Here is a 14639-nt window from a genome sequence, read left to right on the forward strand (position 1 = left end):
TAATTATGGTCAGCAATAATACTCAGTCGTCAGGTGAATTCTTGTTGGAAATGAGCAATATCAACAAGTCTTTTCCAGGCGTAAAGGCACTCGATAATGTCAATTTAAAAGTCCGTCCACATTCCATTCATGCATTAATGGGTGAAAACGGCGCAGGTAAATCAACATTATTAAAATGTCTTTTTGGGATCTATCAAAAAGATTCCGGTAGCATTCTTTTTCAGGGACAAGAGATCGATTTCCATTCCGCGAAAGAAGCGCTGGAAAATGGTATTTCGATGGTTCACCAGGAACTTAACCTGGTGCTGCAACGTTCCGTGATGGACAATATGTGGCTGGGTCGTTACCCGACCAAAGGTATGTTTGTCGATCAGGAAAAAATGTACCGCGATACCAAAGCCATTTTTGATGAGCTGGATATTGATATTGATCCACGGGCGCGTGTGGGAACATTGTCTGTTTCACAAATGCAGATGATTGAAATTGCGAAAGCATTCTCCTATAACGCCAAAATCGTTATTATGGATGAACCAACTTCGTCTCTGACTGAAAAAGAAGTCAATCATCTTTTTAAAATTATCCGCAAGCTGAAAGAACGCGGCTGCGGTATTGTTTATATCTCCCATAAAATGGAAGAGATATTTCAGTTGTGTGATGAAATAACCGTCCTGCGCGATGGCCAGTGGATTGCCACTCAGCCGCTGGAAGGGCTGGATATGGATAAGATCATCGCCATGATGGTCGGACGTTCTCTGAACCAGCGCTTCCCGGATAAACAGAACACACCAGGGGAAACCATTCTTGAAGTGCGTAATCTGACCTCGTTGCGCCAGCCCTCCATTCGCGATATCAGCTTTGATTTGCGCAAAGGGGAAATTCTCGGCATTGCCGGGCTGGTAGGGGCGAAACGTACCGACATTGTTGAAACCCTATTCGGCATTCGCGAGAAATCATCCGGGACCATTAAGCTGCATGGCAAACCGATTAATAATCACAACGCCAATGAAGCGATTAATAATGGCTTCGCGCTGGTGACCGAAGAGCGACGTTCTACCGGTATTTATGCTTACCTTGATATCGGTTTTAACTCATTGATTTCTAATATTCAAAACTATAAAAACAAAGTTGGCTTACTGGATAATAGCCGCATGAAGAGTGATACTCAGTGGGTTATCGACTCGATGCGTGTGAAAACGCCAGGACACCGCACACAAATTGGTTCGTTATCCGGTGGTAACCAGCAGAAGGTTATTATTGGCCGCTGGTTATTAACTCAGCCGGAAATTTTAATGCTCGATGAGCCGACCCGCGGTATTGATGTTGGTGCGAAATTTGAAATCTACCAACTGATTGCCGAACTGGCCAAGAAAAATAAGGGGATTATTATTATTTCCTCTGAAATGCCTGAGTTGTTAGGCATCACTGACCGTATTCTGGTAATGAGCAATGGCCTCGTCTCCGGGATTGTTGATACTAAAACGACAACGCAAAACGAAATTCTCCGTCTTGCGTCTTTGCACCTTTAAGATCAGGGGCTCCTCATGAGTGCGTTAAATAAGAAAACTTTTCTCACTTATCTGAAAGACGGCGGTATTTACGTTGTTCTTTTAGTGTTACTGGCCATTATCATTTTTCAGGATCCCACTTTCTTAAGTCTGCTGAACTTAAGTAATATTCTGACCCAATCTTCAGTGCGTATTATTATTGCGCTGGGTGTGGCGGGCTTAATCGTTACTCAGGGTACTGACCTTTCCGCAGGGCGCCAGGTCGGGCTTGCCGCGGTGGTGGCGGCAACCTTGTTGCAGTCGATGGAAAACGTCAACAAAGTCTTCCCGGATATGGCGACCATGCCGATTCCGGTGGTGATTCTGATTGTCTGCGCAATCGGCGCGGTGATTGGTCTGGTGAACGGTATCGTGATTGCGTACCTTAACGTGACGCCGTTTATTACCACGCTCGGTACGATGATCATCGTTTACGGTATCAACTCCCTGTACTACGACTTCGTTGGCGCGTCGCCCATTTCTGGCTTCGACAGCGGCTTCTCGACCTTTACGCAGGGCTTTGTCGCGCTGGGCAGCTTCCGTCTGTCGTACATCACCTTCTATGCGTTGATTGCTGTCGCCTTTGTCTGGGTTCTGTGGAATAAAACCCGCTTTGGCAAAAATATTTTCGCCATCGGCGGTAACCCGGAAGCGGCGAAAGTCTCGGGCGTTAACGTTGCGCTGAACCTGCTGATGATTTATGCCCTTTCCGGTGTGTTCTACGCGTTCGGTGGGATGCTGGAAGCCGGTCGTATCGGTTCCGCGACCAACAACCTCGGCTTCATGTATGAGCTGGATGCGATCGCCGCGTGCGTGGTGGGCGGCGTCTCCTTCAGCGGCGGCGTGGGTACGGTTATCGGTGTGGTAACGGGTGTTATTATCTTCACCGTTATCAACTACGGCCTGACCTATATCGGTATCAACCCGTACTGGCAGTATATTATCAAGGGCGGAATCATCATTTTCGCCGTAGCGCTGGACTCATTAAAATACGCACGTAAGAAATAATTCAGATATGCTTATCAAGCCCGCTTCCCGTAGCGGGCTTTTTTTTGCCTTTTTTCACCGTGTTATAGATTTTTCTTACTGAAAATAGCGCCTGATGACCACAAAAAAACTTCATGACAACTGACTTGTTAAATTTTTCATTTCAATGCTACGCTGAATTAAGACACAGCGTTTATAAGGAGATTGAGATGAACAGCGCAGGTGTATTTCCCGCATTCCCCGTCACTGGCTGGCAGGTTGGGGCAGTAGATAACGCGCACGGCGTGGTGATGAAGTTTGGCTACAGCACATCGCCAGCCGGGCCGGGCGCATCGGTGTTTGATTCGCAGTTCTTTGATTTATCCCCCGAGCAGGTCAGAAGCCTGATTTACGACCTGGAACGTTGTTTACATCAGTGCGAGGACAAAGTGGCCTGATAGTGTTATTCAACTGCCATCTGCGGTGTCTTACTAAATAAATCATCGGGATGGCAGATCATTATTTCCCAAATTACACAACCGCTTATTCCCCTCCGTATAATAATTAAGTCAATTCTGAATGCCTTCATCTGCATGGCTATTTACGCTTAAAGGAATGAATCTGTGAAAGTTGTATACGCAGCTCAGGGGTGCTTATGAATTTTGTGTATTTTAAAGTTGATAGTTTACCGTACGAAAAAAATCACCAGACCAGTTTCTATTTAAAAGGCGTAGAGTTATTGCGCGATGGCGATATTATTGCCACCCCTGGTGATATTAAAATTACCGCGTTACCGTTCTTCTATTTTTGTATTGTGCCAACGGGGTTTCGCAAAATAGAATTCCGTTTAAAAAATAGTCCACCGGCGCGAATCGTATGCAGTGTGGGTTATCTGAAGACCGGTGAATATCTGGTTGATACGCCTGAAGGGGAGGTGATTTTACCATTCAACGCTCTGAACGGATTATGGACGCTGGATCGCATGGCGCAGACCACTATTGACCACCGCGATTTTCTCGCGCGTCGTTTTACACTGATCCGTCCGGTGAAAAATACGACCCGCAACACATCAGTGAATTAAACGCGCTCAGTTTTTCGCTTTCTTCTGCAATTCCATCAACTGCCCGGCGGTGACTGCCGGATAGCCCTGCGCATCGTCGGGAACCTCCTGCATTGATGGAATCGGCACCAGCGGGCCGAGGAAGCGCGGCTCGCGTTTGAAGAGATAGAGATCGGCGATGGTGCCCAGCCGGGCGCCAAACTCGCGTACCCGCACGCTCCACATATCTTTTGGTGAAGGCACGGCATAACACTGCGCCTGAATCCCCATATGCTGCGCGATAAACAGTGCGCGCTCGCAGTGGAAGCGCTGCGTAATAATGATGAAATCGTTAGTGTCGAAGACCTTACGCGTGCGGACAATGGAGTCCAGCGTGCGGAAACCGGCATAGTCGAGCACGATGTCTGCCGGATCGACGCCTGCGGCAATCAAATCTTTACGCATAGTGACCGGTTCATTGTAGCTTTGCAGCGCATTGTCGCCGCTTAGCAGCAGGTAGTTGACCTTGCCGCTGTTGTAGGCGTTCAATGCGCCCTGAATCCGGTAGCGATAATACTGATTGATGACGCCGGTGCGGTAATATTTTGCCGTTCCGAGCACCACGCCAACCTGACGCCAGGGGAGATCCTGCAAATCGTCATAAATATAGGGGGCGGTTTTCCAGCTCATCCAGCGATCGAGGCCAAGCGCAGTTAACAGCAGTAAGCCGATCAGGACTAACAGGCTGTAGAAAAAACGCTTTAGCATGCAGCAGACTCAGTACAGGAGTGAAATTTAACTCAGGCTACTTTACCCGTCTGGCAAGCGCAAGAAACAGAAGCTCAACTGCGGGCTTTTTCATCACTGCGGGTTTTGCCCGCAGTGTGAGGAGATCAGGCGAGTTGCAGGCGTTCTATCTGATGACAGCCAATGGTGCGCAGCGTGGCGGCGGTGGCATCCCACTGGGTGAGTGGCGCATCAGCACGTTCTGCCAGCACGGCCCGTTCAATATCGGCGTAATCATAACCGTTAAGGCTCAGCAGGTTCAGCGCGCTTTGTAACGGCGGCAGCGACGGGTTGAAGGCAGCATTTTCGGCATAACGACCGCTGAAAATCTGACCGCCACGACACAAAATGGCCACACCGGCAGGGGAGTTGGTATACGGCGCGTGGCTCTGATTCGCTGCGTTAATTGCCGCCTGCGCCAGTTCATCGCCGTCCGGCAGGAAACCGTGATCGGCGTTATCCATCAGCAGCGTTTTGATCTCCAGATCTTTCGGACCAAACGCATCCGGCAGGTAATGACCCAGCGTATGCGGCGCGCGACCCGGCAGATGAATATGCAGATCCAGCCCGCTGTTGAGCTCATTCATAAACTGACGACAGTGACCACACGGCGTGTAGTTCACCGTCACGGCGGAGAGGGATTTTTCACCGCGTAGCCAAGCATGGCTGATGGCGCTTTGCTCGGCGTGCACAGATTGTTGCAGGGTGCTGCCGGCAAACTCCATATTCGCGCCGAAATACCACGTACCGCTGATACCGCGCGCGATTGCACCAACATTGAAATGAGAGAGATCGGTACGGGCGCATGCTGCGGCCAGCGGCAGCAGCGCAAACGCCAGCGCGTCTTCATCCAGACCGCTGGCACGTTGCAATGTTGCCACCTGCTCTGCGCTCAACATCGCGGGGAAGTGCGCATCAGCCAGCAGCGGTGCCAGCGCGGTTTGCAGGTTCTCCGTAAGCCCGGAAAAAGCAGTGTGAAAACGTGGATGCATAGCAGTGCCTCATAGCAGTGTATTGGAATCGTAGTTTACGGGGCGGAATTACCCTTATGTGTGATTCAAATCACACTGCAATTGCAACTTATGTAACCACTAGCAATAAATGCGCGAAGTATCGCAAATTTTAACCGACGACAGCCAGAATGATTGGGAACAAAAATGGCGCGACCAGGGAGGTAATGATCCCGCAAATAACCAGCGCCAGCGAGCTGAACGCTCCTTCCTGGTAATCCAGCTCTGCGCAGCGCGCGGTGCCCAGCGCATGTGACGCGGTTCCCATCGCCAGCCCACGGGCGGATTTGGTATGAATATGCATTGCATTCAGCAGGGTATGACCGAATACCGCGCCCAGCACACCGACAAAAATCACGCAAACGGCGCTGATTGCCGGAATACCGCCAATGCTGCCGCCTACGGCCATCGCAATAGGAGTGGTGACCGATTTCGGTAATACCGATGCAGCGATTTGCGGTGTCGCGCCCATCAATAAAGCAATAACGGCGCCGCTGGTCATTGCAACCACGCTGCCGACAAAACAGATGGTGATGATCGATTTCCAGCGCGCGCGGATCTGGTGTAGCTGTTCATAGAGCGGAAAAGCCAGCGCGACTACTGCCGGTTGCAGCAGATCGTTCAGAACTTTGCTGCCCTGAAAATAGTGATCGTAGGGGATGCCGGTGATTAAGAGAATGGGGATAATCACGATCATTGCCACCAGCAGTGGATTCAGCAACGGCATTTTGAAACGTGCGGCCAGCTTACGCGCGGCAAAAAAGACCACCAGCGTCAGGGGCAACGACCACCAGATATACGTCATCATTCTTTGCTACCTTTTTGTCCTGCTACTTTGCGTTCGCCGTGTACCAGATGCGTACTCCAGCTCACCACCAAAAAGACAATTACCGTGCTGACGGCACAGGAAACAATAATCGGCCCGAACTGCGCCCGCAGCAGGTCGTAATACTGCATCACCCCCACGCCAATCGGGACGAACAGCAGCGCCATATAGCGGATTAGCAGGAAGCAGCCAGGATTGACCCACTTCGCCGGAAGGATTTGCAGCGCCAGCAGCACAAACATAATCAGCATGCCAATAATGCTGCCAGGAATCGTGATTGGCAGTAGCGAAGAGAGCCAGATACCTGCATAAAGACAGGCATAGATAAGCACGAAAGCACGAAGATATTGCCAGATAATATTCAATGATTTACTCATGGTGAAAGCCCTTGCTGAAACGTATTCATCATACAATTAAAGCTTAAAACGTGCTACTGATCACATCATGAATTATGAGCATACCAAACATTCCATTTGTGAACGTCAGGCATTCTTACAAGATTTGCCGTGTGAACCTCGCTCAGTGTAGTTTTCCCGCGTAATAAAGGCACTTTCCTCGCTGCAACGGAGGCGCTACTATGTCGCCTCATTTTTTCCCGGGGTGGTCTATGCGTGTATTACTGGCGCCGATGGAAGGTGTGCTCGATTCGCTGGTGCGCGAGCTGCTGACCGAGGTTAACGATTACGATCTGTGCATTACCGAGTTTTTGCGCGTGGTCGATCAACTGCTGCCGGTAAAATCATTCCATAAAATCTGCCCGGAGTTGCAGCGGCAAAGCCGCACCGCTTCCGGCACGCTGGTACGTGTTCAACTGCTGGGGCAATACCCGCAATGGCTGGCGGAAAATGCCGCGCGGGCGGTGGAACTCGGTTCATGGGGCGTTGATCTGAATTGCGGCTGTCCATCTAAACTGGTCAATGGCAGCGGCGGCGGCGCAACGTTACTGAAAGATCCTGAGCTGATTTATCGCGGCGCGAAAGCGATGCGCGAGGCAGTGCCGTCGCATTTACCCGTTACTGTTAAAGTGCGTCTCGGCTGGGATAGCTCCGCCCGGCAGTTTGAGATTGCCGATGCGGTACAGCAGGCGGGCGCGACGGAACTGGCGGTACACGGGCGCACCAAAGAAGACGGTTATAAAGCAGAGTGTATTAACTGGCAGGCCATTGGGGAGATCCGGCAGCGGTTATCGATCCCGGTGATTGCCAACGGCGAGATCTGGGACTGGCAAAGCGCCCAGGATTGTATGGCAGCCACCGGCTGCGATGCGGTGATGATCGGTCGCGGCGCGCTGAATGTGCCAAATCTGAGCCGGGTGGTGAAATACAACGAACCGCGTATGCCGTGGCCTGATGTGGTGGCGCTGCTGGCGAAATATTCGCGGCTGGAAAAGCAGGGCAATACTGGTTTGTATCACGTGGCGCGTATTAAACAGTGGCTGGGTTATTTGCGCAAAGAATATAATGAAGCCAGTGATTTATTCGCTGAAATTCGTACCTATAAAACGTCGGAAGAGATAGCGGCGGCAATTTCACGTGTTAAGCTGAATCCAGAATAATGTAATAATTACGCCAGCACGCGATTTCTGCGTTAGCTGAATCACGTTTTTTCTTTATTCATAAAATAGCCTCTGGATTATTTAAAAGCAGAGTGCTATTTCTGTTTGCACAACGTCAGGATTGTTACTGTTATACAGGCAAAACCTAAATTTACAGGGTTCGTTATGGCGAATTCCGAATTTAGGTTTTTTGTTTTTATCTGACGTGTTAATTGAACGACTAAATTACTCTTTTTAATTAATCTATTCATTTGTCACCGATATCGACACCGGTTCGATAGCTATTCAGTGGCCAGTAATATAATAATGGAATGCATATTATGGCACCTTTTAAATTACCACTCCCTCTGGTTTTTATTTCCGTCTGCACAGCGCCTGTTGGTGCCACGCCTTTTCTTACCGATAGCCAGCTCGATCTCACGCTAAAAAACATCTGGATGTTTAACACCGGCGATCAGATGGCGTTGCTCGGCGTGGGCGATCAGAGTGCCTGGGCGCAGGCGGCGCATCTGGATTATCAAAGCGGCTGGTATGGCGATCTGCTGGGCATTGACGCCTCCTGGTACAGCGTGGCGAAACTCTCGGCGAACGCGTCATTTGCCGGGCGCGACCTGCTGCGAGACAATAACGGTCATGCGGAAGGTTTCAATAAAATCGGGCAGCTCTACGCAAAACTTAAGTGGGGCGATGAAGCAGCGTACGCCCGGCTGTACGCGGGCTGGCGGCAGCTTTATAAATTTGGCGTGCTGAACGTAACGCGCAGCCGCGCGGCACCGAGCAGCTGGCAGGGCATCAGCATGGAAAGCGGCTGGGGATCAGTTTCGGCGCGCGGCGCCTGGGTGACGCGTTTTTCGGAACGCGATGAGCCGGAAAAGCGCCGTTTCTATACCCTCGCCAGTAATAAACCGATCGATCATATTGCAACGGGAGAAATCATCTGGAGCCCGTCGAAAAATACACGAATAAGCTGGATGACGGGCGAAAGTGATAATTACCTTTTACGCCATGGCATAGAAGCGCAATTTTCAATACCGGTTGCCGAACGGCAAAATCTCTTATTACGCGGCACCTGGTATTATAATCGCGGGCTTGATAATTGGGAGGGTACACGAGGTTTTAGCCATAGCGCCCGGCATCTTTTTACGCTGGTGGGTTATCAATATCACAATATGGAATCAGGTATCGGCTGGTCAAAAACCAAAGCGCCGCTGAATAATGGCTTAGGTAGTTTTTACTGGCATCTGGGGAAAAATACCCGAGGCGCATTTAATAGTCCGGCGGACGGTGAAGGAAATGATTATGTCAACGATGGTGAACAAATGTTTTATCTCTACGGCAAATATGCCTTCTCGCCAGAATTTACCGTCGGCCTGTATGGTAATTACGGTTACAACATCAATTATCAAAATACCGCATTAACTGAATGGGAGTACGGCGGATATTTCGCCTGGACGCCGAAACGCCTCGAAGGTTTTTCGCTGTTTGCCGGAATAGGTCCCAGCTACGGCTGGAAACTGAACAATGGAAAACCATGGCTCACCGAAGATAAACGCACTTTTCATCGCTCGAAGGGCATCGGTGGCGCGGTTTCCGTGGAATACAAATTTGGTCTGTTTAATTAAAAAGGAGTTTAGCCATGAAAAAAACAGTGATGGTGTTGTTGGTAACGGCGCTGGCAGCGCCCGGCGTCCAGGCGGCGGAACGCGCCATGCGTATTTTGCTGGTCAATGATGATGGTTGTGATTCTGTGGGTACGCTTTCGCTGCAGCAGAAGCTGGCGGCGAAAGGGTATGACGTCTGGATGGTGGCGCCGGCGACGAATCAGAGCGGCATCGGTTCGGCGATCACCTTCAAACCGAACAAGATCTTCGACGTTAAAAAGGTGGCGGAGAAGCGTTACTGCTTCCCCGGAACCCCGGCGGATGCCGTGGATTTTGGCCTGCTCGGCGTGCTGAAGGATAACCCGCCGGATCTGGTAATTTCCGGCGTTAATGACGGGCCGAATACCGGTGTTGCGCAGCTCAATTCCGGCACCGTCGGCGCAGCGGCGCGCGCGGTACGCTATGGCTACCCGGGCATTGCCGCCAGCATTGGCTATTTACTGACTGCTGAAGAGATGAGGTCGGGCTGGCCAAGCACGCATAAATACTGGCCGGACGCTGTTGATGATGTGGTGTCGCGGGTCGATAAACTCCACGCTAAATGGCAGCCTGGCAAGCCGCTGTTGCCCGCTGGCACCGGGGTGAGCATTAACTACCCGCCGCTGGCGAAAAGTGCCGTGAAAGGTGAAAAGTATATTGGCAATGAGCGTTTTCCTCTGCCGCAACACAACTATGTGTTACTTGAGGACGGGCGGGCAAAACAGGTAATGAGTGAGAAAGTGCTGACGCCGAGCGAAGCGGATACGGATACCGGCTGGTTAAATCGCGGTTACATCACGCTGACGATTTTTGATGGTGAATGGAACGCGCCGCAGTATGAATCATCGTATCAGGCGATTTTCCGTTAAGGCATCGCGCGAGCAAGATCACAATTTTAATCTCCCGGCGTGTTTTTCATCGTCGGGAAACTGGTAGAGTCGGCACCTGGATTGTTACTGCTTAGGCAGGCGAAACCTGATTGTCCGGCAACTGCCGGAGGTCAGGTTTTTTTGTTTCCGGGGCCGGAATGAAAATCGCCAAAATATTAAACAATAATGTTGTGGTAGTGCTGGATGAGCAGCAGCGCGAACAGGTTGTCATGGGCCGGGGGCTGGCGTTCCAGAAACGCCCCGGCGATGAACTGGATGAGCGCTGCATTGAGAAGGTGTTTGCTCTGCAAAGCGATGAGCTGGTGCGCCGTCTCAGCGAACTGCTCAGCCAGATCCCGCTGGAAGTGATGACCGCCTGCGATCGCATCATCGAACTGGCCCGCAGCCAGCTCGGCAAGTTGCAGGACAGTCTCTACATTACGCTGACCGACCACTGTTATTTTGCACTTGAGCGGCAAAAAAAGGGCGCAGTGGTGCGCAACGTATTGTTGTGGGAGATCAAGCATCTCTATCCGAAAGAGTTTGCGCTGGGCCAGCAGGCGCGGGCGATACTTGCTAAACGCCTCAATGTTGAGTTGCCGGAAGATGAGGCCGGGTTTATCGCCCTGCATCTGGTGACGGCGCAACTGAACAGCGAAATGCCGGAAGTGATGCATATCACCCAGGTGATGCAGGAAATTTTGCACATCGTGAAGTATCAGTTAACGCTGGAATACGATGAAGAGTCGCTGAGCTATCATCGCTTTGTGACGCATCTGAAATTTTTCTCACAGCGCTTGCTGAACCGTACGGTGGTAGCAGATGACGATCTTTCTCTGCATCAGGCGGTGAAAGAGAATTATCAACTGGCATGGCAGTGCGCGGAAAAAATCGCTCGCCATCTGGTAAACCGCTATCAGCGTCAGCTAACGAACGAAGAAATTATGTTCCTCGCCATTCATATTGAACGGGTGAGAAAAGAAAAGCGTTAAAACAAGACGCAAAAGGATTGTTACTGCATTGCGCAGGCAAAACCTGAGACTGGCTCCGTGAGGCGCTGGCTCAGGTTTTTTTTTACTCAGTCACCGCCTTCGGGCGACAGATGCAAGGGAATTCAACATGGAATATCAAGAGTTGGCGAAAGCGATCCTCAGCCACGTCGGTGGGAAGGAGAACATCAGCAGCCTGGTACACTGTGCTACCCGGTTGCGCTTCAAACTCAAAGACATCCAGAAAGCGGACGCCGAAGGTTTAAAAACCAACCCCGGTGTGATTATGGTGGTGGAGAGCGGCGGCCAGTTTCAGGTTGTGATTGGCAACCATGTGAACGCAGTGTGGCATGCCGTGCGCCAGGAGGCAGGATTAACGGATGAAACGCCAGCGGCGGCGCCAGAAGATAAAGGCAATCTTCTGGGGCGATTGATTGATATTGTTTCCGGCATTTTTACCCCGTTTATCGGCATTCTTGCCGCATCCGGGATCCTCAAAGGACTGTTGGCGCTGGCGATTGTCTGTGGCTGGCTCACCACCGACAGCGGCACCTATAAAATCTGGTTTGCCGCCAGCGACGCGCTCTTTTTCTTCTTACCGCTGGTGCTGGGCTACACCGCCGGGAAAAAATTCGGCGGCAGTCCTTTTGTCACCATGGTGATTGGCGGCGCGCTGACGCACCCGCTGATGATCGCGGCCTTCAATGCCAGCCAGGCGGCCGGTGCGGCCAGCGAATCTTTCCTCGGCATCCCGGTGACGTTCCTCAATTACAGCGGTTCCGTGATCCCAATTATTCTTGCCGCCTGGGTCAGTTGCTGGCTGGAAAAACAGGGCAATCGCTTCCTGCATGCGTCGGTAAAAAATTTCTTTGCGCCGCTGATCTGCATCGCCGTCACCGTCCCGTTAACGTTCCTGATTATTGGTCCGGTCGCAACCTGGCTGAGCCAGATGCTGGCACATGGCTATCAGACAATCTATACGCTGGCACCCTGGCTGGCCGGAGCGTCGCTGGGCGCGCTGTGGCAGGTCTGCGTGATTTTTGGTCTGCACTGGGGGCTCGTACCGTTGATGATCAACAACATTGCTGTCCTGGGGCAGGACACCATGCTGCCGATCCTGCTGCCTGCGGTGTTCGGTCAGGTTGGCGCAACAATGGGTATCTTTCTGCGTACCCGCGATGCGCGTCAGAAGATGCTGGCGGGTTCATCCATCGCCGCCGGGATTTTCGGCATCACGGAACCGGCCGTGTACGGTTTAACGCTACCGCTGCGCCGTCCGTTTATTTTTGGTTGTGTGGCGGGAGCTATCGGCGGTGGCATTGTCGGCTTTAGCGGTAGCCATGCCTATTCCTTTGGTTTCGCCAACATCTTTACGCTGGCGCAGATGATCCCGCCGGGTGGTGTCGATGCAACGCTGTGGGGCGGCATTATCGGTAGCGTCGTAGCGCTGCTCTTATCCGGCGTGCTGACTTTTTTTGCCGGATTGCCAAAAGCTCCGCTCGCCGCAGAGCCAGACGGTGCGGCAATGTCTGCGGAGAATACGGTTCTGGCGCCAATGAGCGGTACAGTTCTGGCGCTGGAACAGGTGCCGGATGCCACGTTCGCCAGCGGTTTACTGGGGCAGGGCGTGGCGATCATTCCGCAGGACGGACGCGTGGTGGCGCCGTTTGCCGGAGAAGTGGCATCGCTGTTTGCTACCAAACATGCGATCGGGCTGCTCAGCGATAGCGGCGTTGAAGTGTTGATCCACGTCGGTATCGACACCGTCAAGCTGGGAAGCGGGCCTTTCACTGCGCATGTTCAGGTGGGTGACAGAGTGAACGTGGGCGATCTGCTGCTGGAGTTCGATCGCGCAGCGATCCTCGCCGCCGGCTACGATCTCGCCACGCCGATTATTATCAGTAACAGCGACAGCACCGGTGGTGTGCGTACCGTGGCTGCAACCTCAGTACAGGCCGGAATGCCGCTGCTTGCGGTCGCTGGTTAATCAAAGGAGAAAGTGATGAAAGCATTTCCGAAATCGTTCTTATGGGGCGGCGCGATTGCTGCGAATCAGGTTGAAGGTGCGTATCTGGAAGGTGGAAAAGGCCTTTCAACATCGGATGTCCAGCCAAAAGGCGTGTTTGGCGACGTGGTTGAACGCGTGGCGGGAGATAGTGCGCTGAAAGATGTCGCCATCGATTTTTACCACCGCTATCCGGAGGATATCGCGCTGTTTGCGGAGATGGGGTTTAGCTGTCTGCGCGTGTCGATTGCCTGGACGCGTATTTTCCCGAACGGTGACGAAACCACGCCGAATGAAGCGGGCCTTGCCTACTACGACAAGCTGTTTGATGAACTGGCGAAATACGACATTACGCCGCTGGTCACCTTATCCCACTATGAGATGCCGTGGGGGCTGGTGAAACAGTATGGCGGCTGGGGCAGCCGACAGACCATTGGCTTCTTCGAGCGTTATGCACGCACCGTGTTCAGCCGCTACAAGGAGAAGGTGAAATTGTGGCTGACTTTCAATGAGATCAACATGTCATTGCACGCGCCAATGACCGGTGTCGGGCTGCCAGAGAACAGCAGTAAGGAGGCGGTTTATCAGGCAATTCACCATCAACTGGCGGCGAGCGCGCTGGCCGTGAAGGCCTGCCATGAGATTATCCCGGACGGCAAGATCGGCAATATGCTGCTGGGTGGGCTAATGTATCCGCTAACCTGCAAGCCGGACGACGTGTTCGAAGCGTTGCAAGAGAATCGTAGCTGGCAGTTCTTTGGCGATGTGCAGTGCCGTGGCGCGTATCCGGGCTATATGCTGCGTTATTTCCGTGATAACGGTATCCACGTTGAGATCACTGATGCCGATCGCGAAGCGCTGAAATCCACCGTCGATTTTATCTCATTCAGCTACTACATGACCGGCTGCGTAACCACCGACGACGCGCTGAATCAGCAGGCGCGCGGCAATATTCTCAGCATGGTGCAAAATCCGCATCTGGCCAGCTCAGAGTGGGGCTGGCAGATCGATCCGGTTGGCCTGCGTACGCTGCTGAATATGCTGTGGGATCGCTGGCAAAAGCCGCTGTTTATCGTCGAGAACGGTCTGGGCGCGAAGGATAAGGTGGAAGCCGATGGCAGTATCAACGACGACTACCGCATTACCTATCTGAACGACCATCTGGTGCAGGTGCGCGAAGCGATTGACGACGGCGTCGAGGTGATGGGTTACACAAGCTGGGGGCCGATTGACTTAGTCAGCGCATCGAAAGCCGAGATTTCCAAGCGTTACGGTTTTATCTATGTGGATCGCGATGATAACGGCAACGGCACGCTGGCACGCAGCCGCAAGAAGAGTTTTTACTGGTATCGCGATGTGATTGCCAGCAACGGCGCAAGCCTGAAGTAATGCAAACGGGCCCGCTGAAGG

At 52.2% G+C, this 14639-nt stretch carries 14 protein-coding genes; 10 read left to right on the plus strand and 4 right to left on the minus strand.

Annotation, left to right across the window (positions count from 1 at the left end):
* The first annotated feature begins 5 nt into the window (after positions 1-5).
* The 4 genes from mglA to CWM66_RS08980 all read left to right on the plus strand — a co-directional run bounded on the left by mglA (position 6) and on the right by CWM66_RS08980 (position 3591).
* A complete protein-coding gene (gene mglA, locus CWM66_RS08965; protein WP_007371174.1) occupies positions 6-1526 on the plus strand; it encodes a galactose/methyl galactoside ABC transporter ATP-binding protein MglA in 1521 nt (506 codons plus the stop codon).
* A gap of 15 nt (positions 1527-1541) precedes the next feature.
* A complete protein-coding gene (gene mglC / locus CWM66_RS08970) occupies positions 1542-2552 on the plus strand; it encodes a galactose/methyl galactoside ABC transporter permease MglC (RefSeq protein WP_007371175.1) in 1011 nt (336 codons plus the stop codon).
* 188 nt (positions 2553-2740) lie between these two features.
* A complete protein-coding gene (locus CWM66_RS08975) occupies positions 2741-2968 on the plus strand; it encodes a hypothetical protein (RefSeq protein WP_007371177.1) in 228 nt (75 codons plus the stop codon).
* A gap of 197 nt (positions 2969-3165) precedes the next feature.
* A complete protein-coding gene (locus CWM66_RS08980; RefSeq protein ID WP_007371178.1) occupies positions 3166-3591 on the plus strand; it encodes a hypothetical protein in 426 nt (141 codons plus the stop codon).
* 6 nt (positions 3592-3597) lie between these two features.
* Here the strand turns inward: CWM66_RS08980 and sanA are convergent, their stop codons facing one another.
* The 4 genes from sanA to CWM66_RS09000 form a co-directional block, all read right to left on the minus strand.
* The gene (gene sanA, locus CWM66_RS08985; RefSeq protein ID WP_007371179.1) at positions 3598-4317 is read right to left on the minus strand and encodes an outer membrane permeability protein SanA; all 720 of its coding nucleotides are present in this window, start codon (positions 4315-4317) and stop codon (positions 3598-3600) included.
* A gap of 125 nt (positions 4318-4442) precedes the next feature.
* Positions 4443-5327 (minus strand): cytidine deaminase, encoded by an 885-nt coding sequence (cdd, locus tag CWM66_RS08990; protein ID WP_072439682.1) that lies wholly within the window; start codon positions 5325-5327, stop codon positions 4443-4445.
* Between the two features lie 130 nt (positions 5328-5457).
* The gene (locus CWM66_RS08995) at positions 5458-6153 is read right to left on the minus strand and encodes a CidB/LrgB family autolysis modulator (RefSeq protein WP_007371181.1); all 696 of its coding nucleotides are present in this window, start codon (positions 6151-6153) and stop codon (positions 5458-5460) included.
* Complete coding sequence (locus CWM66_RS09000; protein WP_007371182.1) at positions 6150-6548, minus strand: CidA/LrgA family protein; 399 nt, start codon at positions 6546-6548, stop codon at positions 6150-6152. The genes CWM66_RS08995 and CWM66_RS09000 overlap by 4 nt, the downstream gene beginning before the upstream one ends.
* Positions 6549-6778: 230 nt before the next feature.
* Here CWM66_RS09000 and dusC point away from each other — a divergent pair, with 230 nt between their 5' ends.
* From dusC to CWM66_RS09030, 6 genes are all read left to right on the plus strand, one after another.
* Positions 6779-7726, plus strand: a complete 948-nt coding sequence (gene dusC / locus CWM66_RS09005) for a tRNA dihydrouridine(16) synthase DusC (RefSeq protein WP_107146555.1) — start codon at positions 6779-6781, stop codon at positions 7724-7726.
* A gap of 320 nt (positions 7727-8046) precedes the next feature.
* Complete coding sequence (locus CWM66_RS09010) at positions 8047-9348, plus strand: OprD family outer membrane porin (RefSeq protein ID WP_107146556.1); 1302 nt, start codon at positions 8047-8049, stop codon at positions 9346-9348.
* A gap of 14 nt (positions 9349-9362) precedes the next feature.
* Positions 9363-10235: a 5'/3'-nucleotidase SurE gene (surE, locus tag CWM66_RS09015; protein ID WP_035888858.1), complete on the plus strand. Its 873-nt coding sequence runs from the start codon at positions 9363-9365 to the stop codon at positions 10233-10235.
* A 158-nt stretch (positions 10236-10393) separates the two neighbouring features.
* Entirely contained in the window at positions 10394-11227 is an 834-nt protein-coding gene (gene bglG / locus CWM66_RS09020) for a transcriptional antiterminator BglG (RefSeq protein WP_007371186.1), read from the plus strand.
* Positions 11228-11354: 127 nt separating this feature from the next.
* Positions 11355-13211, plus strand: a complete 1857-nt coding sequence (bglF, locus tag CWM66_RS09025) for a PTS beta-glucoside transporter subunit IIABC (RefSeq protein ID WP_107146557.1) — start codon at positions 11355-11357, stop codon at positions 13209-13211.
* Positions 13212-13226: 15 nt separating this feature from the next.
* On the plus strand, positions 13227-14618 hold the full coding sequence (locus CWM66_RS09030; RefSeq protein WP_107146558.1) for a glycoside hydrolase family 1 protein: 1392 nt from the start codon (positions 13227-13229) through the stop codon (positions 14616-14618).
* Positions 14619-14639: the final 21 nt, after the last annotated feature.

It is taken from the genome of Kosakonia sp. H7A (assembly GCF_003028445.1).
Taxonomy (GTDB): Bacteria; Pseudomonadota; Gammaproteobacteria; order Enterobacterales; family Enterobacteriaceae; genus Kosakonia; species Kosakonia radicincitans.